Origin of the sequence: Pseudanabaena sp. FACHB-2040 (assembly GCF_014696715.1) — a bacterium.
Lineage (GTDB): Bacteria > Cyanobacteriota > Cyanobacteriia > Phormidesmidales > Phormidesmidaceae > JACVSF01.
On the sequence record NZ_JACJQO010000005.1, the window covers coordinates 490,802 to 514,506 of the forward strand.

The 23,705-nt window shown below is 53.9% G+C and carries 24 protein-coding genes; 9 read left to right on the plus strand and 15 right to left on the minus strand.

Annotation, left to right across the window (positions count from 1 at the left end; genetic code table 11):
- Positions 1–44 precede the first annotated feature (44 nt).
- Positions 45–833, minus strand: coding sequence for a peptidoglycan editing factor PgeF (pgeF, locus tag H6G13_RS05940; protein ID WP_190482234.1), 789 nt, complete (start codon positions 831–833; stop codon positions 45–47).
- A gap of 215 nt (positions 834–1,048) precedes the next feature.
- Between pgeF and H6G13_RS05945 the strand changes: the two genes are divergently transcribed.
- Genes H6G13_RS05945 through H6G13_RS05960 form a run of 4 tightly spaced genes read left to right on the plus strand, consistent with a single transcriptional unit; the run spans position 1,049 to position 4,334 of the window.
- A complete protein-coding gene (locus tag H6G13_RS05945; RefSeq protein WP_242028163.1) occupies positions 1,049–1,930 on the plus strand; it encodes a biotin--[acetyl-CoA-carboxylase] ligase in 882 nt (293 codons plus the stop codon).
- An 11-nt stretch (positions 1,931–1,941) separates the two neighbouring features.
- Positions 1,942–3,345 carry a M23 family metallopeptidase gene (locus H6G13_RS05950; protein ID WP_347277437.1) on the plus strand — a complete coding sequence of 468 codons (1,404 nt, stop codon included), beginning with the start codon at positions 1,942–1,944 and terminating at the stop codon, positions 3,343–3,345.
- A gap of 31 nt (positions 3,346–3,376) precedes the next feature.
- Positions 3,377–3,823: a thioesterase family protein gene (locus H6G13_RS05955; protein ID WP_190482235.1), complete on the plus strand. Its 447-nt coding sequence runs from the start codon at positions 3,377–3,379 to the stop codon at positions 3,821–3,823.
- 25 nt (positions 3,824–3,848) lie between these two features.
- Entirely contained in the window at positions 3,849–4,334 is a 486-nt protein-coding gene (locus H6G13_RS05960) for a hypothetical protein (RefSeq protein WP_190482236.1), read from the plus strand.
- Between the two features lie 9 nt (positions 4,335–4,343).
- On the opposite strand, the gene H6G13_RS05965 is transcribed toward H6G13_RS05960, so the two are convergent.
- The 5 genes from H6G13_RS05965 to glnT all read right to left on the minus strand — a co-directional run bounded on the left by H6G13_RS05965 (position 4,344) and on the right by glnT (position 11,668).
- On the minus strand, positions 4,344–6,104 hold the full coding sequence (locus H6G13_RS05965; protein ID WP_190482237.1) for a GGDEF domain-containing protein: 1,761 nt from the start codon (positions 6,102–6,104) through the stop codon (positions 4,344–4,346).
- 312 nt (positions 6,105–6,416) lie between these two features.
- Entirely contained in the window at positions 6,417–7,088 is a 672-nt protein-coding gene (locus tag H6G13_RS05970) for a hypothetical protein (protein WP_190482238.1), read from the minus strand.
- Positions 7,089–7,091: 3 nt separating this feature from the next.
- Complete coding sequence (locus H6G13_RS05975; RefSeq protein ID WP_190482239.1) at positions 7,092–9,977, minus strand: 2Fe-2S iron-sulfur cluster-binding protein; 2,886 nt, start codon at positions 9,975–9,977, stop codon at positions 7,092–7,094.
- Between the two features lie 82 nt (positions 9,978–10,059).
- Complete coding sequence (locus H6G13_RS05980; protein WP_190482240.1) at positions 10,060–10,344, minus strand: sarcosine oxidase subunit delta; 285 nt, start codon at positions 10,342–10,344, stop codon at positions 10,060–10,062.
- Between the two features lies 1 nt (position 10,345).
- Positions 10,346–11,668: a type III glutamate--ammonia ligase gene (gene glnT / locus H6G13_RS05985; protein ID WP_190482241.1), complete on the minus strand. Its 1,323-nt coding sequence runs from the start codon at positions 11,666–11,668 to the stop codon at positions 10,346–10,348.
- Between the two features lie 378 nt (positions 11,669–12,046).
- Between glnT and H6G13_RS05990 the strand changes: the two genes are divergently transcribed.
- The 4 genes from H6G13_RS05990 (at position 12,047) to pstB (ending at position 16,008) form a co-directional block, all read left to right on the plus strand.
- Positions 12,047–13,102 carry a PstS family phosphate ABC transporter substrate-binding protein gene (locus tag H6G13_RS05990; RefSeq protein ID WP_190482242.1) on the plus strand — a complete coding sequence of 352 codons (1,056 nt, stop codon included), beginning with the start codon at positions 12,047–12,049 and terminating at the stop codon, positions 13,100–13,102.
- Between the two features lie 148 nt (positions 13,103–13,250).
- Positions 13,251–14,186 (plus strand): phosphate ABC transporter permease subunit PstC, encoded by a 936-nt coding sequence (gene pstC / locus H6G13_RS05995; RefSeq protein WP_190482243.1) that lies wholly within the window; start codon positions 13,251–13,253, stop codon positions 14,184–14,186.
- Positions 14,186–15,109 carry a phosphate ABC transporter permease PstA gene (gene pstA / locus H6G13_RS06000; protein WP_190482244.1) on the plus strand — a complete coding sequence of 308 codons (924 nt, stop codon included), beginning with the start codon at positions 14,186–14,188 and terminating at the stop codon, positions 15,107–15,109. Before pstC ends, pstA begins: the two co-directional genes overlap by 1 nt.
- Positions 15,110–15,201: 92 nt before the next feature.
- Positions 15,202–16,008 carry a phosphate ABC transporter ATP-binding protein PstB gene (gene pstB / locus H6G13_RS06005; protein WP_190482245.1) on the plus strand — a complete coding sequence of 269 codons (807 nt, stop codon included), beginning with the start codon at positions 15,202–15,204 and terminating at the stop codon, positions 16,006–16,008.
- A gap of 84 nt (positions 16,009–16,092) precedes the next feature.
- Here the strand turns inward: pstB and H6G13_RS06010 are convergent, their stop codons facing one another.
- The 9 genes from H6G13_RS06010 to H6G13_RS06050 form a co-directional block, all read right to left on the minus strand.
- Complete coding sequence (locus H6G13_RS06010; protein WP_190482246.1) at positions 16,093–17,322, minus strand: DUF445 family protein; 1,230 nt, start codon at positions 17,320–17,322, stop codon at positions 16,093–16,095.
- A gap of 1 nt (position 17,323) precedes the next feature.
- Entirely contained in the window at positions 17,324–18,040 is a 717-nt protein-coding gene (ubiE, locus tag H6G13_RS06015; RefSeq protein WP_190482247.1) for a bifunctional demethylmenaquinone methyltransferase/2-methoxy-6-polyprenyl-1,4-benzoquinol methylase UbiE, read from the minus strand.
- A gap of 130 nt (positions 18,041–18,170) precedes the next feature.
- Positions 18,171–19,097: a response regulator gene (locus tag H6G13_RS06020; protein WP_190482248.1), complete on the minus strand. Its 927-nt coding sequence runs from the start codon at positions 19,095–19,097 to the stop codon at positions 18,171–18,173.
- A gap of 178 nt (positions 19,098–19,275) precedes the next feature.
- A complete protein-coding gene (locus tag H6G13_RS06025) occupies positions 19,276–19,641 on the minus strand; it encodes a VOC family protein (protein ID WP_190482249.1) in 366 nt (121 codons plus the stop codon).
- Positions 19,638–19,835 (minus strand): 30S ribosomal protein S21, encoded by a 198-nt coding sequence (rpsU, locus tag H6G13_RS06030; RefSeq protein ID WP_190482250.1) that lies wholly within the window; start codon positions 19,833–19,835, stop codon positions 19,638–19,640. Before rpsU ends, H6G13_RS06025 begins: the two co-directional genes overlap by 4 nt.
- A 181-nt stretch (positions 19,836–20,016) precedes the next feature.
- Positions 20,017–20,334, minus strand: coding sequence for an RNA-binding protein (locus H6G13_RS06035; protein WP_190482251.1), 318 nt, complete (start codon positions 20,332–20,334; stop codon positions 20,017–20,019).
- A gap of 587 nt (positions 20,335–20,921) precedes the next feature.
- Entirely contained in the window at positions 20,922–21,131 is a 210-nt protein-coding gene (locus tag H6G13_RS06040) for a hypothetical protein (RefSeq protein ID WP_190482252.1), read from the minus strand.
- A gap of 234 nt (positions 21,132–21,365) precedes the next feature.
- Positions 21,366–21,815, minus strand: a complete 450-nt coding sequence (locus tag H6G13_RS06045; protein ID WP_190482253.1) for a DUF6335 family protein — start codon at positions 21,813–21,815, stop codon at positions 21,366–21,368.
- 34 nt (positions 21,816–21,849) lie between these two features.
- On the minus strand, positions 21,850–22,296 hold the full coding sequence (locus H6G13_RS06050; RefSeq protein ID WP_206756515.1) for a hypothetical protein: 447 nt from the start codon (positions 22,294–22,296) through the stop codon (positions 21,850–21,852).
- A gap of 303 nt (positions 22,297–22,599) precedes the next feature.
- Here H6G13_RS06050 and glpX point away from each other — a divergent pair, with 303 nt between their 5' ends.
- Positions 22,600–23,637: a class II fructose-bisphosphatase gene (gene glpX / locus H6G13_RS06055; protein ID WP_190482255.1), complete on the plus strand. Its 1,038-nt coding sequence runs from the start codon at positions 22,600–22,602 to the stop codon at positions 23,635–23,637.
- Positions 23,638–23,705 lie beyond the last annotated feature (68 nt).

Genomic DNA, 23,705 nt, shown 5'->3' on the forward strand with positions numbered 1-23,705 from the left:
GCTTCACTTCCCTAAAGGTAGGCTGACGTAGACGTGGACTAGGCCTAGGTGCTGACAATGCCCGACCACTGAACTTTTTTCTCCTTGGCACGGCGGTAGGAAAAGAAGCGCTCAGGCTCCTGGTAGGTGCAGTGGGGTGCGATCGCAACCTGCTCCGGGGCAATTCCCAGCTGCTCTAGCTGCAGCGCATTCACTCGCCTTACATCTAGCCGCACTCGACCCGGTTCGGGGTCACTCAGCACTGCCGGATTTTCCTGGGTCTGAAGGTAGCAAACCAGGGCCTCATCTGCCAGAGCTGCTTGGTCAGGCGCAATAGTGCGCCCCACCGCCGCTGCGACAGAAATAGAGACCTGGTAGACTTCACCTGCGATCGCAGGCCCCATTGCAACGTTCAAGTCCTCAAGACGACTGCCACCCGCAATTAGGCGATCAACGGTCAGAGGCACTACTTTCAGGGACGTGCCCCGCCATCCGGCATGGATAGCGGCTACCTGTCCCGTCCGACCATCAGCAATGAGCACCGGATTGCAGTCCGCCGTACATACCCAGACTGATTGTTGGGCATCATCCGATATCACTGCATCTGCCTCAGGACGGGCACCTGCCGCTGCAGAGTCTGTTTGTTGGGCGCTGATTTGGCTTGAGCTCAGCACCCCCTTGCCGTGAACCTGGTTGACTCGGTAAACAGCTGCCTCAGACGCCAGGGCCACCACCAGATCCTCTGGCGTCTGAGGCCAAAACTGTTGGGAGAAGAAACCGTGGGGCCAAGGCTCTAAAAGGCTGCAGGTAAGATAGGGCTGATCCTGCCAGGTCTGCCAATGCCAGGTATGCATAGCTATAAAAGCGCCCGATCTGGGTTCAAAACTGCTCAGACATCACCGTTTAGCCTATATGAAATCTCACAGAATGCCATGCACTCCCCGGGGATCAGCCCAGCCTCGATCCAGCAATCTTTCTTCATGAACGGATTACGGGAATTCCAGAAATTTTTACTAAAGCCCTATAAGTGGAGTGCTAGCGTAGCGATCAGAGTTAGGGGTGGTCTAAGTTGGACTGTGCACGGCTGGCTCAAGCGCTCAAAGAAAATCCCCGTAAATTAGGAGTGATTCAGCCATTCTGGTCTATTCGCCCCAAATTTCATCCCTATGTCTTTGACTGTGTCCCCTCTACCAACACTTCGGCCTGGGAATTGATTGACCAGGGCGCGCCCTCCGGTACCGCCGTCATTGCCCGCAGCCAAAAGGCCGGACGCGGACAGTGGGGCCGACAATGGCAGTCTCCTCGAGGCGGGCTGTATCTGTCTCTGGCTCTACAGCCCGAGGTGCCAGCAGGCAGCAGCAGCCAGCTCACCCTTGCAGGAGCCTGGGGCATTGCCACCAGCCTAAGCAACTTAGGTCTGCCAGTTCAGCTGAAGTGGCCAAATGACATTGTCTTTCAAGGCCGCAAACTAGGCGGAATCTTAACAGAGACCCGCGTAGACAGAGGACAGATCACGGCTGCAGTCGTGGGCGTAGGCCTAAACTTTAGCAATCCTGTCCCACCCACGGGGATCACCCTGCTTGAGGCAGCCGAGGGTAACCATCAGCCACCGCTGCAGCCCGGCCAACCAACCGAGAGCAGCAGTGTTGATCAAGCTGCCCACAGCACTGCTCCTGCTAGTCTGGAGCTAGCAGCGGCCGTTATCCTTTACGGGCTGCTCCAGGGCTATCTATTCTGGCAGGCCTACGGCACCGATGCGCTCCTAGAGGTCTACCGCACTCGCCTAGTCAACCTGGGCCAGGTTCTCGTCCTCGATGGACACAAATGGGAGGTTCAAGGCGTCACTCAGACGGGCAACCTATGGGTCAAAGACATCCATTCGACAGCGACAGCGGCCTCAGTAATCAGAGAACTTCAGCCAGGGGAAATCACTCTGGGCTACAATTCATAGGGTTTGGCATCGTGGATAACCAAGACGACAACGGGATGAGCCGACACACACCTTCACAACGCACAGCTTCTGTTTCAGTGCCCCTATTCTGGGTGCGCCTCTTGGCGCTTTTCGGTGGATTGGGCTTGACGGGCAGCAGCCTGGCCATCTCCGAAGCCCCAGTCATTGCCGAAATAGAAGGGCCCATTTACACGACAGCCGAACAGCTGTTGCCCTCACAAAAGGCAACGGCAGCCCCGGCTGCCTCACACGGATCCCAAGCAGTACAGGCGGCCCCGGCCCCAGTGCCTGCGTTCTCGCCGCTGCGGACTTCCCCAACAGCTTCTCTTACCACCAAGGCCAACAGCGACCAGCGGCAGCCTGCCCCAGCTCCAATTAGTCTAATCGCACAACAGCTCATCGAAATCGCCCCAGAGGGGGAACCTGCGGTAGCTCCAGCAGCTCCAGCGGCTCCAGCGGCTTCAGAAGCCCCAGCGGCTGCGCCTGAGGCTCCTTCTCTAGCTGTCCCGTCTGAAATTTCTGCCGAGGCCGATGTCCCAGCAGGGTATAACAGCGTCTTTATTGATCCAACAGACTACAGTGTAGGCGCGACCGAAAGCCCCTCCCTGGTCTTTTCAGAGCGCTCTACTGGCTGTCAAATTACGGTTCCAGCGGGGCAGGCCCTGGCTCAATCTTGTGGGGGAGGATCTGCCCCCGCTGCCGCCCCTACCAGTTCAGCTCAAACAGCCGCAGCAGCCGCAGCGAATTCAGGAGGACTGCAAGTCGGTCCTGTTAATTTCAGTAGTCGCGGCGTTAGTCTGGGCAATACGACCATTGTCAGCCGAGAGGCTCTCAACGAAAAACTAAGACCGCTCAATGTGCTGCGGCGGGGCACTCAGGAGTACATCTTCCCGCTCTCTATTCCGGCTCCCATTACTTCGCTGTTTGGCTGGCGGATGCACCCTATTTTTGGTGAATGGCGCTTCCACGCTGGGACTGACATTGCGGCTCCTTCCGGCACCCCTGTGATGGCGACTCGCGCAGGCCAGGTCTCAGTTTCTGATTTTCTAGGCGGCTACGGCCTGACAGTTATTTTGCGGCACGAGGGCGAGCTGGAGTCACGCTATGCTCACCTGTCTCAAATTCTAGTGCAGCCGGGAGAGCGGGTTGAGCAGGGTGAAGTGATTGGCCTGGTTGGGAGCACTGGTAACTCGACTGGTCCCCACCTACACTTTGAAATGCGACAGCTCACAACCCAAGGCTGGATTGCGGTCGATCCCCAGGAGATTTTGGAATACGGCGTTGCTAACCTGATAAATATCATCAACAACCCGCTGCAGGCGCTAAATCGGCCTGTAGCCGCTCCAGAGGCGGCAGCCCCCCAGGTCCTGCCTGGAGATCTGCCCTACCGTCCGGCCCAGCCCAATGCCAGCTAACGGCTCTTTTAGGAAGTCTTTGCGGTAGGCCATGACCTTTCTCTATGCCAGAACCATTCGCTTCCAGGAGACGGATGGGGCAGGGGTCGTCTATTTCGCTAACGGTCTGACCCTTTGCCACGAGGCTTATGAAGCCTCTTTAGCGGCAGCTGGAGTAGACCTGGGCGCTTTCTTCGCCCGAGGTCCGGTGGCCTATCCCATCGTGCATGCCAGCATTGATTTCCGAGCGCCGCTGGCGTGTGGCGATCGCATTTCAATCGCCCTAACTCCTCGGCAGGCAGATTCAACCAGCTTTGAAATTTTCTACCGCATCTATCTGGCAGATCAGCCTGAGCGTAGTGCAGCAACGGCCCAAACTCGCCATGTCTGTATCGACACTACAAAGCGATCCCGACTAGCCTTAGCGCAGAGTCTGCTCGACTGGATCGAACAATTTGGTGAAGCCAGTTCCTCTGAGAGTAGTACGCGGTTACCATAGACAAGTTGGCAGCCGGAAAGGCACGATGACCCTGACTTCTCAAAGGCTATCGGTGAGTGAGCTTACAGCCCGAGTTCTGGAAATGGCTCAGACTGGCGTCTACCGAGAGTTGATTTTTCAAGCCTTCCAGCCAGTAGCAACCAAGCGGCAGATCCGCAGTGCGATCGCACAGGCCAAACAGTTTGGTCTGCACTCTGTAGCGGCTCTAAGAGACAGTGAATTGGGCACCTACTACCAGGCCGACCCAGCCCGCTACCAGCTTTTCCAAAAAGCCCTCAGCACCTCAGCCCTAACCAACAGCGAAGATCTAGCGCAGCAGTTGATTCACGGTACTCAGGCGATCAAGACCATGTTGTTCGTTGTGGCTGGCAGCGCTTTGGGGCTGTTTGGCATCGGCAGCCTGTGTTTATTGGGGGGGCAGACGCAAACCGGTAGCCTGCTGTGGTTAGGGGCTGCTTTGGCGGGCGGGATCTGGGCAGTGCAGCGGACTGTCGCTAAACCCCTGGTCTGACAGTCGCACTCACAAAATTCTCACCCAGTAGCGATCGCGCCCCCGCCGCTTGGCCTGGTACAGAGCAGCATCAGCTGCCGCCAACAGTTCATCGCAGGAGCCATCACTGCTGGGCATAGTGCTGGCAATGCCCATACTAGCTGTCACATAGGGGCTGACAGCAGAGTTAGGGTGGGGAACCTGCAGGCTGGCAATTTCGCTTTGGATAGCCTCTGCGACCACAATTGCGCCAGCTCGGCGGGTGTTCGGCAAAATCACGGTAAACTCCTCGCCGCCATAGCGAGCAACCAAATCTGCCGTTCGCTTTACCGCTCGACAGAGCGCCTGGGCCACCTTAAATAAGCAGACATCTCCCTGCTGGTGCCCGAAAAAGTCGTTGTAGATTTTGAAATAGTCTACATCTAGCAAAATCAGAGACAGGGGCTGCCCTTCTCGAGCCATGCGCTGCCATTCCTGCTGTAGGTAATCATCAAAGCGTCTGCGGTTAGCGACTTTGGTCAAACTGTCGAAGGTCGCTAGCCGTTCTAATTTCAGGTTGGCCGCCTGCAGATCCGCCTCTACCGATTTACGCTCAGTGATGTCGATACAGTTACCAATAATGCCCTGGACCTCACCGCTCGGGGAAACAAAAGGACTGACGATGGTTTGGTACCAGCGCGTTTCTCCAAAGACATTGGTGATAGTGAGTTCTTCCTGAAGAGTAATGCGCTGGCTGATGACCTGCTGGTTAAGGGTGAAGAGGTGCTCCAAATCAGCCGGGGTCACGTTGGGATTAAACTCGGTTTCGACTTTGCCGATCATCTCCTCTGGCTGCTTGCCGTGCATGGAGGCACTGGCTTGGTTAACGGCAATGAGGCGGCCCTGGCAGTCCTTGACAAAGGTAGCGCTAGGCATGTTGTCAATCACCTGCTGAAGAAACTGCTTTTGGGTATTGAGTTCATCCTGGGTGCGTTTAAGGTCAGTAATGTCCCAAAATACTCCCTGTACGCCAGTGATCTGACGATCTGCTCCATAAACAGGAGACTTGATCACCTGGACATAGATCTCCTCTTGCCCAGCAGGCGTTTTGTGAGCTTCGACCGTGCGCAGTGTAGCGCCTGTTGTGGTCACACGCTCGTTGTCGGCCGTATATTTATCAGCTAAAGAGGGAGGGTAAAAATCATAGGCGGTCTTACCTAAGCAATCTTCAATCGGCCTGTCTAAAGTTTTGAGAAAAGCCGGATTAGCAAAGATCAGGCGGCCTTCTACATCGGTTCGATAGAGGCAATGGGGCAAAACTTCTGTAAGAGACTGGTAGAGGGCACGGCTCTCCTTAAGGGCATTTTCAGCCTGCTTTTGCTCCGTTGTGTCTCGAACGATGATTAGGACTTCGTTTTCACCACTCGGCACAATTCTAGATTCTTCATACCGGCAGACACCGGCCTGCTCAAACTGGTATTCATGAATCTGCATTGTGCCTGTAGCCAAGGCCTGACGGATGAAGTGCAGCCGTTCTTCCGCCATCGGCGAGGGCAGGAACTCAAAAAGATGTTTGCCTACCAATTCTTCAGCCGGGGCCAGCAGGAAGACTTCGCCCGAATTCATCAGACTGAGGCAAATTCCGTCTCCAGAGTAGCGAACCAGCAGATCTGGAATGGCATTGAGGATAATGGCCTGAGTTGCTTCACTTTGTCGCAGCGCCTGAGTTCGCTCGGCTATTTGAGCTTCTAGGGCAAGGTTGTAGCTGGCCAGCATCCGTTCCGCTGCAACCCAAGCTTCAGGGTCGTTCAAATCTAGCGTTTCAGAAGCCGCAACAGGGGCTCCGCTTGCTTGGGCCTTATGGGAAGGGGCACGAGAACTTTTCCAGAGCCCCTGTCTGATGCACCTAAAGGTCCGCCCTAGAAAGCCGAGGATTATCCGAAGAACCGCTTTGAGAGATAAACGGTACACAGTATTGAGAAGCCTCTCTAGGCAATTGAAACGTACCACTAGGGCATGAGCGCAGCAGACAAGCTTTGAAGAGTTTAGCTCTTTCCCAAACTAGCAAGGGGAAGAGATGCAAGGACTCTAGGCGTAATGGGCAGTTAACAGTCTTACTTAACATTAACTGCTTAACAATGTTATGGGCAGCGTCAGGGTGCCGCTAGGGAGTAGCCCCACACCTGTCCCTACATCCATCAACGCATCAAACAAAGACTCAGATAGGTTTCTAGAATGCAAAACAACTTCTAGGCTGGAAGCCCGATAAAGCGTGCAGCGGATAGTGTGTAGCGTGGTTTGTAGGACTGCCCCAACCAAAACAGAGTCCCGCCGTAGGTTGAGGGCTGTTGATCGCTCCAGCACCTCATCTCGCCTAGGGCCTGCTAAGGCAAAACAGCCCAAGGCCCCGCTTTGATCAGTAACGGCCAACGAGCCAGCCTCCAAGCGGGTCACGAGGCTGTCTGCCTGATCCGGCAGACATAGCATCAAATAGTCATTCATCGTTAACCGCAGGGCAACTATCTGCCCAGCTATCTGGCTAGTCAATGGAGGCGCAGCAGCGGCCCCAGGAACGATCTGATCGACGCGCTCCGCTGCCCCTCGACCAGAAACCGACACTTTGCCCAGGCAGGCCCAATCGATCAAGACAGCGCCGGTCAGCCGCTGCTGCTGCTCCCGTTCGGGGTTGCCAAAGTGCCGAGCCATACACCAGCCCGCCAGCAGCTCTGTTTGTACTGGGTAACGGCGGTAGACACCAGACAGGGGGCTAGTTTTAACCAAAGGCGTTAGCGTCATGATTTAAGAAGTTAGGCGAGTACCGTCTGGGTCGTAAGCAGCCTGAGCCAGAACAGTTGCCTGCACCTGTTGACCGCTGCCCAGCCGAATTGTAAATTCCCGCTCGGGCTGCGCCAGCTCCTCAGCGAGCCAAGCCAGGCCAATGCCTTTATCGAGGGTGGGGCTACGGCGAGAACTGGTGATCCGGCCGATGACCTTGCCCTCAGAAAAGGCCACTACCCCATCTTCAGGAACCGGATCTTGGGCATGGTTGAGCATAAAGGGCACCAGGCGGGTCTCTATCCCCCGCTGCTGAAAGGCCGACAGGGCAGTCTTGCCAACGAAGCTAGGTTTATCAGTTTTGACCGCAAAGCTGAGGCCTGCTTCGTAGGGGTTCGTCAGCGCATCGGTATCGACGCCGGGAATCAGGTGCCCTTTTTCCAGCCGCAGAATCCGCTGAGCTTCCACCCCAAAGGGCTTGATTTGAAGGGGCCGCCCTTGCTCCAGCAGAAAATTCCAGAGGGCCTCTCCATACTCTGCTGGAAAGTGCAGCTCATAGCCTAGTTCGCCGGTAAAGCCAATGCGAAACATCAGGGCAGGGATTCCAGCAATCTGAGCCTGGCGGCTGCTCATGTAGGGAAATGCTGGATTGGCCAGATCAATATCAACCAGCGGCTGCAAAAAATCTCGGGCCATTGGGCCGGTGACGTTGACGGCAGCATAGACAGCACTGAGGTTCTTAAACCGCACGTCAAAGGGTTCGACTGTCAGCCACCACTGAAATAGCGCGTTAATCGCCTCCTGATTGCCAGTGGTGGTCGTGAGATAGTAGCGATTTTCCTCCAGCCGAGACAGGGTGCCATCTTCAAACAAAATGCCATCTTCGCCCACCATGATGGAATAGCGGGTGCGCCCAACCGCTAGCTTGCCGTACTTGCCGGGCAGCAAAAACTGTAAGAAGTTTAGGGCATCCGGCCCGCTCAACTCCAGCTTGCCTAGGGTGCTGATGTCGATTAGGCCGAGATGCTGGCGCACGTGTAAGGCTTCTAGTCCAGGATCACCATAGGCATAGGGCCGCTGCCAGCGCCCAGCTTCTAGAAATGTTGCCCCTGCCTGCTTGTGACACAAATGCATGGGCGTTCGCTGAATCGGCTGCAGATGGTAGGAGCGGCCTGCCAAGACACCAAAGGAGACCGGGGCAAAAGGCGGCCGCAGGGTAGTGGGCACAGCCATCTCAGCAGGGAGACCCGTATCTTGGGCTGCTAGTCGAGCGACGGCCTCGTAGCACTGCTTGCCCTGACACGGCCCCATGCCCATGCTGGTGTAGCGCTTTAGCGTTTCTACCGCGTCAAACCCTTCGGCGATTGAGCAGCGCACTTCCTGCCGGGTCACATCCATGCACTTGCAGATGATGTGGTGGGAGCCGCCCGACTCAATGTCGGCAGGCAGGGCCGGAATTAGATCAGTTGCCTGCCGCGTAGACAGAGGTTGGGGGCTTCCTTGGGCAGCCGCTGTTCCCGCTAACCAGCCTTCTTCATAGAGCTGAGCAAAGCTGGCAGTGCCGTTGACGTCACCCGCTGCATAGAGCCCTGGGGGCAGTTCAGGGATGCGAAAAACCTGCCGCTGGCTGTCCCACACCGGGCGATAGCGTCCGGCTGAGAGCAAATTGAGTTGGGGCTTTAAGCCAACTGCGATCGCAACCAAATCACAGGCAAAGCTGCGCAGACAGCTGCGGCCATCCAAGCTACCAATATCAATGCTAGCGACCCAAGAGTCTCCGTAGGCTGCCTGAATTGTTTGCTCTCGGTAAATGGGAATGCCCAGCTGACTCAGGCGCTGCTCAAATGGCCCCGGAGTGCCTTCAGGGCGAGCATCTACCACTGCCTGCACCCGAGTACCCGCTCCCAGCATCAGAAGGGCAGTGTGATAGCCGCCGTCGTGGCAGGTCACCACTACCGCGTTTTCTCCCACTGCCAGTCGATGGCCAGCAATCAGACGCTCCACCCCGCGAGCTGTCAAAATGCCGGGAAGGTCATTGTTCTCAAAAACGAGATGACGGTCGGTAGCACCGGGTGCCAGCACCACGGCCCCTGCCCGGATCTTGAACAGGTCATTTCCCTGCTGGGCCGCCACCAAATTGTCCTCGTAAAGGCCAAAGACAGCGGTGTTTCTCAGAATTTCCAGTCGGGGATGGTCTTTGAGGCAATCTGCCAGTTGGTGAACAGCTTCGTATTCTGGCAGCTGATTGAGTACCGCCTCTCGGCAATTCTGCACCAGGGCAATGCTGTGTAGAGCATGGCCGCCTAGTTGGGGCCGATCGTCAATCAGCAACACCTGCCGACCGGCTGCTAGCGCTGCCTGGGCTGCAGCCAATCCTGCAGGGCCGCCTCCCACTACACAGACATCCGGAAAACGGTAGCGCTTCTCGTAGCGAACCTCATTTTCCCCAGCCTGCCGATCCACCTCTCCCAGTCCAGCGATGCGGCGAATCACCCGCTCAGCCAGCGGCCACAGCCACTTGGGCTTGTGAAATAGCTTGTAGTAGAAGAGGTTGGGCAGTCGCGGCACCACCCAACCGTTGATCGCCATCAGGTCAAACTCTACCGAAGGCCAAGCATTTTGAGTGCGGACCTGCATCCCTTCTCGCACAGAGATCCGATCGGCTAGTTCATTGGGCGTGTTGTCTACCGTAACTAGCGTTTCTGGCCCCTGACCGTGGCCGTCATAGACACTGCGCGGCCGGTGAAACTTAAAGCTACGAGAAAATAGACGAATGCCGTTAGCCAGTAAAGCCGAGGTAACGGTGTCGCCCTCAAAGGCAGTTAGGGTTTTGCCGTTGAAGCTAAAGGTGACGGGGCGGCCTAGGTCAGGCAGCTCTATTTCGGGGTGGTGGGTGATGCGCCGGAACATAGATATAGAAGTTCAACAAATTGGTCTGGACAAGCCTTGGAGCTTATCTATAAACCCAGGTTTCAATTTAGTGAATCGGTTTTTAGCGTGAGGGGTCTTCTGGCATCCCCTGCAAATCTCGGTACCAAAAACTCCGGTGCTGAGTGTTGTCTGTGGTATCGCGCTCAACTAAAAACCAGGACTGGCAGCCACTGCGGTGATACCACCATTCCAGCTGCCGCCCCCGACGGTTTTGCCTGAGATAGAGGTAGTCGGTCCAGTCCAATAGACCTGCATCAGGCAGCGGCCGGGGAGTAAATTCACCTTTACAGGCAAACTCACTGACCGAACGCCTGCCGCAGTTAGGACAGGTAAGTTGAAAGCTCATATCAGCAGTTGACGTACTGTTTCATTTCCCAGGGAGTAATACCGGCGTGGAAAGCATCCCACTCGCTGTACTTAAATTCAAAGTAGGTCTTGGTCGCCAGCTCCCCAATCACATCCATCAGCAGGCTGTCGTTTTTAAGGGCTTCCAGCGCTTCCAGCAGGTTTGAGGGCAGACGCTGCAGGTCAAACTCAGACCCTCGAACGAACAGGTTTTCATCGATGCGCTGGCCGGGGTTGGCCTGGGTAGCGATGCCCTCCAACCCAGCAGCTAGCAGCCCCGCCAGCACTAGGTACAGGTTGGCAGCCCCGTCTACCAAGCGGCACTCAAACCGTCCAGCCTCCGGAATTCGCAGCATGTGGGTGCGGTTGTTGCCGCCATAGGAGATGTATTGAGGGCTCCAGGTGCTGCCAGACTCGGTCATGGCAGCACCCAACCGACGGTAGGAGTTAATGGTTGGGCCACACAGGGCTGTAAGGCCCCGCCCGTGGGCCAAAACCCCGCCCAGGAAGTGATAGCCTACAGCAGAGAGGCCCCCGTCATCTGCCCCGTCGGCGAACAAATTGTTGTCGCCCTGCCAAAGGCTGTTGTGAATATGAGCCCCGTTACCCGTCAGATGACTAAAGGGTTTGGGCATGAAGGTTGCTGTCAAGCCCTGCTGTTCTGCCAGGGTTTTGACCATGTATTTAAAAAAGACGTGGCGATCAGCGGTGACTCTGGCATCGTCATAGGTCCAGTTGATCTCAAACTGGCCGTTAGCATCTTCATGATCACACTGGTAAGGTTCCCAGCCCAGTTCCTCCATATAAGTCACCAGCTTGGAGATCAGGTCAAACTGGCGCATCAGGTTGAGCTGGTCGTAGCACGGACGGGTGGCGGTGTCGTGGGCATCTGCGATCGCATATCCCGTCTCAGTCTGCCGCAGCAGAAAAAATTCAGCCTCCACCCCTGCCTTGTAGCTGTAGCCCAGCTCAGCCGCCTGAGTCAGCACCCGGTTCAAAATCATGCGAGGAGCCGCTGGAAAAGGCGCTCCATTGAAATACACATCGCTAGCTACCCAGCCCACATTAGGCTGCCAAGGCAACACAATCAAAGATTCAGGATCAGGGATAACGGCGATTTCTGCAGCATCAGGTCCCAGACCCAAATTAGAGGCAAAAGACGCAAAAAAAGCGCCGTTTCGCTCCACCGAGCTGATTTTAGCAGCAGGTACGAGCTTGGCCCTCGTCCCCCCCAGCAGGTCAGTGTAAGACACCAGAAAGAAGTTTAAGCTGTGCTCCTGCGCCAGTTCAGCCAGGGTTTTGCCCTGGGTCAACGTTGCAACCATACCGTTCTCCAGACCGCTTAAATTAAGACAGCGGGCCAATCACCTGGCCAACTCCTGAACCCCTTTTGTCATAACGTTATTTGTCACAGCCTTAACGCAGGGGATTCAGTTAAGCCCAGTAAATCAACCTTGTTATGACAAGTTTGTATCCCTAGATACGACTGCGGCCTTCAAGTTCGCCTTTCCCCTCCTACGGGAGCCTCTTCTTGCCAACCAAAACTTTTCGTGATGTAGACGACATTCTGTATCAGCCTCTTGTGTTAGCGAAATCTGATTATCTTAACCTCCTCTTTACGCAAGCCCTGTAACGTGGTCATCGAGACATCGTGCAAACCTCTATTGCGCAAACCACCTAATTGGCTAGGGAGTGAGAACCCAATGGTTTTAACAACGCTTTTATCCCGTTCCGCTTATTCTGTTGCCCTGGCAGCTCTGGTAGCAGGCCTAGCAGCCTGCGGCGGCGATTCCCCAACCGCTACAACCGAAGGTACTGATGCCGGTGGTACCGATAGCCCTTCTGGTATAGCAGGCGATATTCAGGTTGACGGTTCTAGTACCGTTTTCCCCATTTCTGAAGCCATGGCTGAAGAATTTATGGCAGCCAACCCCGAAACCCGCGTAACGGTGGGTGTTTCTGGAACTGGCGGTGGCTTCGAGAAATTCTGTACGGGTGAAACCGACATCTCCAACGCTTCTCGCCCCATTAAGCAGGAAGAGATTGAAGCCTGTGAGCAGGCTGGCGTTGAGTTCGTCGAACTGCCGGTTGCATTTGACGGTATTACGGTCGTTACCAACACCGGCAACGACTGGGTTCAGTGCTTGACCACTGAAGAACTTAATACTATTTGGGCACCTGAAGCTGAAGGCCAGGTCGCCAACTGGAATCAGGTCAGACCTGATTTTCCCAACCAGCCTCTAGGGCTATATGGTCCCGGAACCGATTCAGGCACCTTCGATTACTTCACTGACGCCATTAACGGTGAGGAAGGGGCCAGCCGAGGTGATTACACTGCGAGCGAAGATGACAATGTAGTTGTTCAAGGGGTTGGGTCAGATGACGGTGGCCTAGGCTACTTCGGCTACGCCTACTACGAAGAGAACGAAGGCCAGCTCAAGGCCCTAGAGATTGAAAACGAAGCCGGTGAATGTGTGGCCCCTTCTCGCGAAACCATCGCTGACGGCACCTACGCTCCCTTAGCTCGGCCCATTTTCATCTACGTTAATCGGGAGGCTTACGAAACCAAGCCTCAGGTTCAAGCCTTTGTGGACTATCAAGTAGATCCTGCTAACGAAGAGTTGGTTTCTGAAGCAGGTTACATTGCGCTTCCTGCTGATATCTCAGAGAAAGTGGTCGCAAGAGTTAGCAATGCAACAACAGGCTCTATCTATGAAGGTGGCTCCTCTGTAGGCGTCAAGCTCTCTGATAAGCTGTAGAAACTAGGTGTTTTAGGGGCGGAAGTTACTGTTTCTTTTGCCCCTGCACTTTGGGATTCACCAGGTTCCTAGAAATGGCTTTGTGCTCCTGCGGGGCTGCATAGCTTTGCCCGTTGTGTGAGTTATTTATAGCAGGTGCGGTGTGTAGATGACGGCTGAAGTACCTCCCCAAAGCTCGGCTTCTCTTTGGCGGCCTAACCGTCAAAGAAGTAAACAAATTCAGAATCTAGTCGTCGTGATCACGGGGGCATTCGCAGCGATTTCTATCCTGACGACCCTGGGTATTGTTGCGACCTTGATGTTCGAGACATTTGAATTTTTCCGGGAAGTTCCTTTCTGGAATTTCCTCACCGATCGGCGCTGGACTCCACTGTTTAGCAGCAAGCAGTTTGGCATCTTTGTTCTAATCAGTGCGACGGTGCTGACCTCGGTTATCGCTATTCTTGTCGCTCTGCCCCTAGGGCTACTAGCTGCGATCTGCTTGAGTGAGTATGCTCAGCCAAAGACGCGCCGCATACTGAAGCCTGTTCTAGAAATCCTGGCAGGCATTCCTTCTGTCGTCTTTGGCTACTTTGCTCTGCTGACGGTTACACCGTTTCTGCAGTCTTTTATTCCTAATCTTCAGGGCTTCAATGCTCTCAGTGCAGGGTTAATTTTAGGAATTAGCATTACGCCCCTCGTGGCTTCTCTCAGTGAAGATGCCATTTATTCAGTGCCTCAAAGCCTGCGGGATGGTTCCTATGCTTTGGGGGCAACCAGGCGAGAAACAATTACTGCTGTAGTCTTACCGGCTGCTCTATCGGGGATTGTAGCGTCGTTGATCTTGGCGGTTTCTAGAGCTATTGGGGAGACGATGATTGTAACGCTAGCAGCAGGCCAAAACCCAACCCTTGGCTTAAATCCTTTTGTGCCAGTCATGACCATGACTGCCTACATTGTGCAGGTCAGCTTGGGAGACACGCCAGTGGGGTCGTTGGCCTTCAAAACGATTTTCGCTGTGGGCATGACTCTCTTCCTGATGACCTTGGTTCTTAACCTATTTAGCTTCTGGTTCGTGCGTCGCTTCCGGGAGAAGTATGAGTAATGACGATTAATACCTCACAAGAGCTTGCCAGTGGCGATGCTGCCTCCGGTAAAGAGAATTTTGATCAGAACTTGGCTGGACGCTATCGCGCTGACTCCATGTTTCAAGCTGCTGCTTGGGGGGCTGTTGCAATTGCGATCGCAGTTTTGGTCTGGCTATTGGTGGACGTCCTAATAGACGGCTTGCCTCATCTGGACTTGCAGTTTATCACCAGTTTTCCTTCCCGAAGGGCTGAGTCAGCCGGGATTGCCGCAGCCCTGGCAGGTACCCTCTGGGTTATGGCCCTAGTCGCCCTCATCTCCTTCCCAATAGGCGTAGGGGCCGGCATTTACATGGAAGAATTTTCCAAAGACAGCTGGTTTAATCGCTTTATTGAAGTTAACATCAGCAATCTTGCAGGTGTGCCCTCAATTATTTATGGGTTGCTCGGCTTAGCAGCATTTGTGCAGCTTATGGGACCGCTAACCGGGGGCCGCAGCGTGATTTCAGGAGCATTAACGCTGGTGCTGTTGATTTTGCCAATTATTATCGTGGCTACCCGTGAGGCGCTGCGATCTGTGCCAGACAGTATTCGGCAGGCAGGATTTGCCCTGGGGGCGACTCGTTGGGAAGTTGTTTGGGCCCATGTGCTGCCCTCCTCATTGCCGGGTATTCTTACCGGAGTCATCTTAGCCTTGTCCCGTGCAATTGGAGAGACGGCACCGCTGATTGCCATTGGCGCTTTGACCTTTGTACCTTTTAGGCCAGAAGGTCTAAGAAGTCCTTTTACAGTGTTACCCATTCAAGTTTATAACTGGGTCAGCCGGCCTCAAGCAGAATTTCATAGCATTGCAGCAGCAGCCATTATTGGGCTGCTAATTGTGTTGCTTGGGATGAATGGAATTGCCATTTACCTGCGTAACCATTTCCAAAAATCTCGCTAGTGACGCGGCCCTAGTCGCATTTGCTGATAGTGACTCCTAATGTGACGCCTAATAATAACTGCTACTCATCGTCTCGCTAACCTAACTGCGCCATGTTACAAAATTCTCAGGCCCAAACCGCCAATGACATAGCTCTAGAGGTAGAGAATGTCTCGGTCTCCTACGGTTCGACGCTCGCAGTTCGGGACGTGTTCCTGGACGTTCCCAAAAACCAGATTGTGGCTTTTATTGGTCCCTCTGGCTGCGGTAAGAGCACAATTCTACGCTGCTTCAACCGCATGAACGACCTGATTTCTGGAGCTCGTATGGAAGGTCGGATCACCTACCACGGTCGCAGTATCTACGACCGCTCAGTTGACCCGGTAGAGCTGCGCCGTCAGATTGGCATGGTGTTTCAAAAGCCCAACCCCTTTCCCAAATCAATCTACGAAAATATCAGCTTCGGTGCGCGCATTAATGGCTACCGGGGCAACATGGATGATTTGGTAGAATCGTCCCTGCGGAGCTCTGGCCTGTGGGAAGAGGTGAAGGACAAGCTGAAGGAGAGCGGCCTCTCGCTTTCGGGTGGTCAGCAGCAGCGGCTATGTATTGCGCGTGCGATCGCAATTGAGCCCGAAGTGATTCTAATGGACGAGCCTTGCTCAGCTCTAGACCCAATCTCCACTCTCAAAATTGAGGAGCTGATGCAGGAGCTCAAAACCAACTACACCATCATCATCGTCACCCACAACATGCAGCAGGCGTCGCGGGTTTCTGATAAAACTGCCTTCTTCAACGCCCAAGCTACGCCTGCCGGAGGTAAAGTGGGCTACCTGGTTGAATATAACGATACTAAAGTTATTTTCAATAACCCCAAAGAAGAATACACCCGAGACTACGTGTCTGGTCGCTTTGGGTAAATTCTTTTCGTTAGCGTTACAGCACACCTTAAAAGCAGGGGAGGCAAGACCGTCGCCCCCTGCTTTTTTATTGAAAATAGAATTTTATTGAAAATAGAAATACAGCGCCTGCAGGCCCCCAATCAAAAAGCCTAAAATACCGCCCAGATTGACAATAGCCTGTAGTTCGCTCCGCACAATTCCTTGGATGGCCACCTCCAGCTCAACTGGAGATGTGGCATTGACTCGGTCGATAATGACCTGATCAATATTCAAAATCGGGATAATCTGAGCAACCAAATTTTCCAAGTCTCGCTCTAGGTAGCGCTCCAGGATAAGCGCCAGCTCCTCACTGACTGGATCGATCGAGCTAGTGACCACCTTGGACGATCGCAGCCGGTTAAGCAGCTGCGTAGCCAGCATTTCCCAGTTCACCGAACTGCTTAGCCCCTTCAAAAACTCAGGTCCTCGGGTGCGAACATAGTTTCGCACGGCATCCCGCAGGTCTCGCCGCAGCTGCCGCACCGTCGCCACTGGCAGCTGCTGTAGTGACAGGTTGAGAATCCATTCCTCTAGCCGGTATGACACCTTCAGAGTATCTATCAGTTCGGCAATCCGGGCGTTGCTGACCTCTCGCTCATCTAGACAAAAGCTGCGTAGTCGAGACAGCGCATTGCGAACCCCAAACAGGTTAGCCACGACCCAATAGGTGCCGCTGGTACGCTCGCGAAAGATGGTGTCAATCACCTGAATATTGCGGTCCGTGAGAAAATCCACCACGGCCTGGCGAATCTTATCTGGTGGGAACACGCCTGCCAGCAGCCATTGAGAGAGCTGTCGGGCTTGCTCCTCTGAAAACTGAAACTCCAGAAACACCTGATCAAAGAGCTGATTAACCTGCTCTTCTAAAAAGTTTTCTCGCCGAGCCCATACCCGCAGCAGTCGGGGCAGGGACTGGCCAAAGAGGTCTTTAAGAATGCTGCCAACGACGGTAGCGGTTCGATCCTGGGAGGTGGAGCGCAATTGCTCCAAAGCCAGCTCTAGCAGCCACTTGATTCCGGCCTGAATGCGCTCTGTCTGCAGCAGGCGGCGGGCCAGTTTTTGCAGCTCCTCAGGAGTCAGCAGCGTTCCCATGATGGTATCGGAGATACGCAGGGCCAAGCGACTCTGGTTGCTGGGAATTAGCCCCGGTGTAAACGGGAGCTGTCGCTTAAACAGATAAATTGGCCGATAAGGCCGAAACAGCATCTTGATGGCGATGTCATTGGTGAAGTAGCCAATCAAACCGCCAATCAGAGGAGGGGCCAGTAGTAACCGTAAATCAGACCAGTTCATCTCAATGGGCTGCCACGAGAACACCCATCATGCCGCCTGCAATGGGGTAGTGGACTGCCTGACTAAAGCCTGCCTCTAGAGCCAATGCCACCTGTTTCTGACCAGTGGGAAAACGATCCACGCTGGGGGCGATATAGGCATATTCATCTGGCAGCCCATAGCGCTCAGCTGCAGGCACTACCACTTGGTCCAAGTACCACTGCTGAAACTGCTGCATCAAGGGATTGGAAGGGCGATGAAAATCGAGGATTGCTGCTGTACCGTTGGGTTTTAGAACGCGGCGGAGCTCAGCTAATCCCTGGGGAATATCTGTCAGATTTCGCAGGCCGTAGCCCATGGTAACAGCATCGAACTTAGCCGCCTCGAAGGGCAAGTCCAGCGCGTCGGCCTGCTTCCAAGCAACAATTTTAGAGAGGCGAGCGGATTCAGAGCGCTGCTGTGCGATCGCAAGCTGCTGAGCCGAAAAGTCCACGCCATACACTTGCCCCTTCACCCCTACCTGCTGCGCCAGCATTAGAGCCAGATCACCACTGCCGCAGCACACGTCCACGCAGCAATCACCCGCCTCTGCTCCGCTCCACAGCACCGCCATCCGTTTCCAAACTCGATGAAACCCCAAACTCAAGGTCTGGTTTAGCTCATCGTAAACTGGAGCAATGCGGTCAAACAGCGCCTGAATTTCCTGGGTACTGGGTCGCAAATCGGAAGGGGCCACCATACAGGGCACACAATTAAAGGTAAAGGGCTTCTTGCACTACTCTAACAAGTCCGTCCTACCCAAATGGGCAACCCTTAACCTCTATTAGCGATTTACCCTCGGTTACACAGCAATAGCAGCAGACGTTTCACTAACCTTGCAGGCACATCAGAGCCAAGGCCAGATGGCCCGTAGCCAGAGCCAAACCTTCCTGCTGAGATTCGGAAAAGCGGCGTGGTACGCGCCAGCGCAGAGCCATAACGGCCACAACCTGATTGCGGTACAGAGTCGGCGTCAGCAGTAGAGAGCACATGTCCGAAGGGCTAGGGCCTTCAATGGCGGCTACCGCCGCAGCTTCGTTGATCCGCTGCACCTGCCTTTGTGCGATCGCAGCTGCCACCAAGGGGCTACTGCTAAAAGCTGCTGCATCGACTAGAGAACCTGCGGTTCCAGGGACTCCAACAGGCTGACCATCGGCAACTAGCTGAATAACACAGCCATCAGCCTGAAAGGTTTCAGCAAAGACAGACGCAATGGACGGTAAGGCAGCTTCCGGGTGGTCAACGGTCTGGGCAATTTGAGTAATGCTGCTTAGCAGAACAGTCTGAATATGAGCCCGATACAGCTCATCAGTACGCTGCTTGAGCGCCTCGTAGGTATCCACCGCTCGACGCACGACCTGCCGCAGCTCTTCAGGATCCCAGGGCTTAGTAATGTAGCGATAAACCTGCCCGGCATTGATCGCATCTACCAGGTCTTCGACATCGGTAAAACCAGTCAGAATTATCCGCATGGTGTCGGGAAACTGGGGAACCGTGCGGCTGAGAAACTCAGTCCCCTTCATTTCCGGCATCCGCTGGTCAGAAATGATGACAGCGACTTCTCCCTCTTCAGCCAAGACTGCTAGCGCTTCCTTACCGCTAGCGGCCCGCAAAATCTGAAAGTCCCTTCGAAATGTCCGGTAGAGCAGATCAAGGTTATCTGGCTCATCATCAACCACCAGCATTCTCGGCCGAGAAGGTTTACGAGAGCGAGGAGATTCGTCAGGGGCAGTCAAGATTGCAGAAGTCATGGTCATGGTCAACCTGCAGGAATAAAAACAGTGACTGAACGCTCTAGCATGAACAGCCCATTTACCCTACAGATCTGTTGACACCAAAGGGTACTGGCTTAAATACCACTCGAAAGTTTGAGTTGGGCAAGAGGAATCCCTCCTCTTAATTGTGCCCAAACTGCCTAAAGAAGCCAACAGGCCCTTACCCCTGGCTCATCTCAATTACATTGCTGTCTGGGTCCTGTGTAAACAAGGCGGCCCTACCAGACGCACTGAGCTGAACCGGGTAACCTGCAGCTACCAATACAGCCTTAGCAGCCTTGAGATCTTTGACAGCCAAAGCCAGATGCGGGTTGCGGCCCCACTTCTCTGAATTTTGCAGCGGTTTTTGCAAACCCTGGGCCACAATTAAGTGAATCTGGAAAGCACCTACCTGATACCAACTGCCCGGAAAGCTCATGGGACGATTTACTTTCTCTAGCTGCAAAAGCCCACCATAGAAAGCCTCTGCCCGTGACAAATCGCTCACCAGCACAGCGATATGAAGAGGAGCCTCAACCGCAATCATTGCCCTTGAGCTCGAGAGCGAAAACGGCGCTTCTTACGGCGGGACAACGCCTTCCGCTTTTCCTTTTGTAGAGGCGTTTCAAAGTGGCGGTTCTTTTTGATGTCTGAGAAAATATCCGCTTTAGAAACCTGACGTTTAAAGCGGCGTAGAGCTGATTCAATCCCTTCGTTTTCACCCAAAATGACTTGAGCCATGGCAACCCCTTCAGTGAATTAACAGCTGTAAAATCATAAAATCAATGGATTAGCAAATTGCTAGTCCGAACAGAGACGATAAAAATACAAAAGCTTCCAGCAGAGCGGGAGAACTACCCGGTTCTGGCTGGAAGCTCTCATATTTTAAAAGATCAGGCAGCTAGAAATTTAGCAACTGGCCCTAGTAGCGACGATCGTTACGACGGCCACGGTCACCACCGCCGCCGCCACCCCAACCACCGGAGGCAGGCCGCTCTTCACGGGGTCTAGCCTTATTGACTTTAAGGTCACGGCCCATCCACTCAGCTCCGTCAAGGGCATCAATGGCAGCCGTTTCTTCAGCTTCTGAGGACATTTCAACGAACCCGAAGCCGCGCAGACGACCTGTTTCCCGGTCGGTAGGCAGTTGGACCCGCTTAACGGTGCCGTACTCTGAGAAGATTTCGCTGACTGCCGCCTCGGTTACCTGGTAAGACAGGTTTCCAACGTAGATTGACATGAAATACAACTACTCCAGTCTAAAAACAGTGTAGAGAATCAAATAAGTCGGAGAGTTGTCTGTCAGCCTAGTGAAAATACAACTAAACACCGAATATCAAATCTCAGAATTCATACTAGCTCAGTTTGAAAATTATGGCTAAGGATTATCTCCCGTCCTTACGGAATTTTGCATTTCTGTATTTTCTTAAATTTCTGTATCATTCGGCCTAAAGACAGGAACCTGAAGATTTTTCTTCGTTTTACTCAGCCTAATTCCTTATGACAGCCATTTGTGTCCGTTATCTTCCATTTTAGCCGCTTAAGTCCAACCGACGACAGCTACCTAATGAGCATAGCGGGAGCAGGGGGCTGGTGCTGCTCTGCAGCAGGGGGCAGCACCCACTCTACTACGTTGTCCAGGGCTTTAGGCCGCTGCCCGAAGCGCATTCAACGACATTCGAGGCAGGAGTAGAGCCTATAAGCTAGCTCACCATTTCTTGAGTTCGCTCGTTTAAAGCTATGAAAAAATCCCCCTGCTATCGAGGGGGATGATTGGGAGCAATCCCACGGCATCTGAACCTTTACGCGCGGTAAAGGTCAGCAGAATTAACGGGCGTCGGTTCCCTGGTTGGGGTTGCCAGGAACAACGTCGTTCTTGTGGCCAGGGGCTTCGGCTTCAGCACCAGGGCGCACATCTTCTTCCATGGCTTGCTGTCCAGTCTTCCGAGACATCTCATCAATGGGCGTCTCACCCTCTTCCGGATCGGGGTCTAAATCAATATTTTCTAGCAGCTTATCTTGGTTATCGTCAGGCATAATTTTTCTTCCTTGTGGTATTCAAAAAACAGGGGGGTTTCTATGTATTACCCCGCATGTCTTCTTCAGGATAGGCAAATGAAGCAGACAGCTTAATCTACCTAGAGTAAGGAAAGAGAGCCAAAAACTAGGCTGAAAACGCAGAAAAACGCGGTCAGAGTTTAATATCTGCCGCGTTTTCTCTAATACAATCAATGTCGCGAAAGCAAAGCCTCTAGCCGGCCCATACTAAGGCTAGGCTTCGCTCGGACGCCCGTCTGATTCGGGATCTAATTCCCAACGCCGCTCGTCTCTGGCATACATTTTATCGGTCACATTGAGTGGGTGACCATCCGGCACTTGTACCCCAACTGACTCAGCAATATCATCTGCTACGTTCTGGCCAGGCAGCGAGACAGTGCCTCCAACCGCTTCGTCACCAACTACTTTTGTCTGTTCTGGTAGGCTAGACAACCCTCCCCCTGTAGGCGGTGGCTCGGCTTCCATATGAGCTGTGTCTGTTTCGACCTCGGCCCCTAAGAGCTGACTATGGTCAGCCATACCAATGCGAGCAGCCTCAGCTTCATCGTCGCCTGCTTCAATACCAATGTTTTCTTGAAAGGCTGACTCAGAGGGGTACTCAGAACCCTGGCTCAGGTCTTGGTCTGACTCAAGAAATGCCTCTTCCGCTGGATTATTCATCATGTCATCTGATCCTCAAATTCGATTTTTAAAGGCCCTAGAACCAGCCAAACAACACCAGTGCAGCTAACCAGCCGCAGACAATGCCGTAACAGCAGCTCACCAGTGCCTCAAAGGAGTTCCGGCGCTTGTAGCGCCAGATCAACGTTGCCAGGGTGAGGGAAAACAGCAGTTCTCTAAACGGCAAGCCCACAAAATCGTAGGTTCGCTCAAGCCCAATAATGAGTAATGTCCAAAGGGTGAAGATAACGAAGTTGTTAATGGCTGGAGATCTGCTTTCGTTGGCCGGAACCTTTAGATTGAGCAGAAAACCCACGTAGACAGCTATCAAAATCGGTAGGATGCCTGCAGCCAGGCTCCGCAGACCTAGGCCAAAGTCGTTGGCAAAGCTGACTAAAATGGGGCCAATTAGATTAGTCAGCAGAAAGGCTAGGGCTAATGTGACAGTGATGTAGTTTAAGGCGCGGCGGAGTACAGCCGGCACACCTGGAGGGGAGGTTTTTTGTCTGGAGGGAATGCGGCTGTAGGGCATTGCAGTTCACAGTTTGCCTGTGAGAAAGGAATAAACGGGCTGGTAGGATGCTGGACAACCCCAGACGGTTTGGGGCCTATTATCGATGCTAACAAGGGTGGTAATTGCGCTAAATCGTTCGCAGGAGTGATTTGGTGGCTTCTCTCCAGACTCTGCTGTTTCTTTACCTCCACGATCCCACCGTCTGATAGACTGTTTGGTTGAAGCTGGGAACGTCAGACCCACGAAAAATAGGCAGTTTGGAGGATAAGTCCCGTGGAAAATACCCTCGGATTGGAAATTATTGAGGTCGTCGAGCAGGCTGCGATCGCATCTTCCCGCTGGATGGGCAAGGGCGACAAAAACACCGCTGACCAGGTGGCGGTAGAGGCAATGCGGGAGCGTATGAACAAAATTCATATGCGGGGCCGCATCGTCATTGGCGAGGGCGAACGGGACGATGCACCGATGCTCTACATCGGTGAACAAGTGGGTATCTGCACCCAGCCCGATGCCGCTGACTTCTGCAACCCCGATGAGCTGATGGAAATCGACATCGCGGTAGACCCTTGTGAGGGCACCAACCTGGTGGCCTATGGTCAAAACGGGTCGATGGCGGTGCTGGCGATTTCCGAGAAGGGCGGTCTGTTTGCCGCACCCGACTTCTATATGAAGAAGCTAGCAGCTCCTCCTCAGGCTAAAGGCAAAGTAGACATCAATAAGTCTGCGACTGAGAACCTTAAGATTCTCTCTGAATGCCTGGATCGAGCTATTGAAGAGCTAGTCGTAGTGGTGATGAAGCGCGATCGCCACACCGATTTAATTAAAGAAATCCGGGAAGCGGGGGCTCGCGTCAAGCTGATCTCCGATGGCGATGTCTCTGCTGCCATTGCCTGTGCCTTTTCCGGAACCAACACCCATGCCCTAATGGGTATCGGGGCTGCTCCCGAAGGCGTTATTAGCGCTGCCGCAATGCGCTGCCTGGGTGGACACTTCCAGGGGCAGCTAATCTACGATCCGGCAGTGGTGAAAACGGGCCTGATTGGTGAGAGCAAGGAAGCTAACCTGGCACGCCTACGGGAAATGAACATCAACGACCCCGACAAGGTCTACGACACCCATGAACTAGCCTCTGGTAATACCGTTCTCTTTGCTGCTACTGGCATTACGACCGGGGAACTGATGGAAGGTGTGCGCTTCTTCCACGGCGGTGCTCGCACTCAGAGTCTGATTATCTCTAGCCAGTCCAAGACCGCTCGCTTTGTCGACACCATTCACATGTTCGAAGCTCCCAAAGCCCTGCAATTGCGTTAGGTTGCTTAGAGGTTACTATCAGTAGGCGTGGGGTTAGACTCTCTGTTGGCCCCACTCTTAAATGCCTT

Bases quoted from the DNA above. Each gene is read 5' to 3' on its own strand.
- pgeF (WP_190482234.1), bottom strand. From the start codon at position 833: ATGCATACCTGGCATTGGCAGACCTGGCAGGATCAGCCCTATCTTACC.
- H6G13_RS05955 (WP_190482235.1), top strand. From the start codon at position 3,377: ATGACCTTTCTCTATGCCAGAACCATTCGCTTCCAGGAGACGGATGGG.
- H6G13_RS05960 (WP_190482236.1), top strand. From the start codon at position 3,849: ATGACCCTGACTTCTCAAAGGCTATCGGTGAGTGAGCTTACAGCCCGA.
- H6G13_RS05970 (WP_190482238.1), bottom strand. From the start codon at position 7,088: ATGACGCTAACGCCTTTGGTTAAAACTAGCCCCCTGTCTGGTGTCTAC.
- H6G13_RS05975 (WP_190482239.1), bottom strand. From the start codon at position 9,977: ATGTTCCGGCGCATCACCCACCACCCCGAAATAGAGCTGCCTGACCTA.
- H6G13_RS05980 (WP_190482240.1), bottom strand. From the start codon at position 10,344: ATGAGCTTTCAACTTACCTGTCCTAACTGCGGCAGGCGTTCGGTCAGT.
- glnT (WP_190482241.1), bottom strand. From the start codon at position 11,668: ATGGTTGCAACGTTGACCCAGGGCAAAACCCTGGCTGAACTGGCGCAG.
- H6G13_RS05990 (WP_190482242.1), top strand. From the start codon at position 12,047: ATGGTTTTAACAACGCTTTTATCCCGTTCCGCTTATTCTGTTGCCCTG.
- pstC (WP_190482243.1), top strand. From the start codon at position 13,251: ATGACGGCTGAAGTACCTCCCCAAAGCTCGGCTTCTCTTTGGCGGCCT.
- pstA (WP_190482244.1), top strand. From the start codon at position 14,186: ATGACGATTAATACCTCACAAGAGCTTGCCAGTGGCGATGCTGCCTCC.
- pstB (WP_190482245.1), top strand. From the start codon at position 15,202: ATGTTACAAAATTCTCAGGCCCAAACCGCCAATGACATAGCTCTAGAG.
- H6G13_RS06010 (WP_190482246.1), bottom strand. From the start codon at position 17,322: ATGAACTGGTCTGATTTACGGTTACTACTGGCCCCTCCTCTGATTGGC.
- ubiE (WP_190482247.1), bottom strand. From the start codon at position 18,040: ATGGTGGCCCCTTCCGATTTGCGACCCAGTACCCAGGAAATTCAGGCG.
- H6G13_RS06020 (WP_190482248.1), bottom strand. From the start codon at position 19,097: ATGACCATGACTTCTGCAATCTTGACTGCCCCTGACGAATCTCCTCGC.
- H6G13_RS06025 (WP_190482249.1), bottom strand. From the start codon at position 19,641: ATGATTGCGGTTGAGGCTCCTCTTCATATCGCTGTGCTGGTGAGCGAT.
- rpsU (WP_190482250.1), bottom strand. From the start codon at position 19,835: ATGGCTCAAGTCATTTTGGGTGAAAACGAAGGGATTGAATCAGCTCTA.
- H6G13_RS06035 (WP_190482251.1), bottom strand. From the start codon at position 20,334: ATGTCAATCTACGTTGGAAACCTGTCTTACCAGGTAACCGAGGCGGCA.
- H6G13_RS06040 (WP_190482252.1), bottom strand. From the start codon at position 21,131: ATGCCTGACGATAACCAAGATAAGCTGCTAGAAAATATTGATTTAGAC.
- H6G13_RS06045 (WP_190482253.1), bottom strand. From the start codon at position 21,815: ATGATGAATAATCCAGCGGAAGAGGCATTTCTTGAGTCAGACCAAGAC.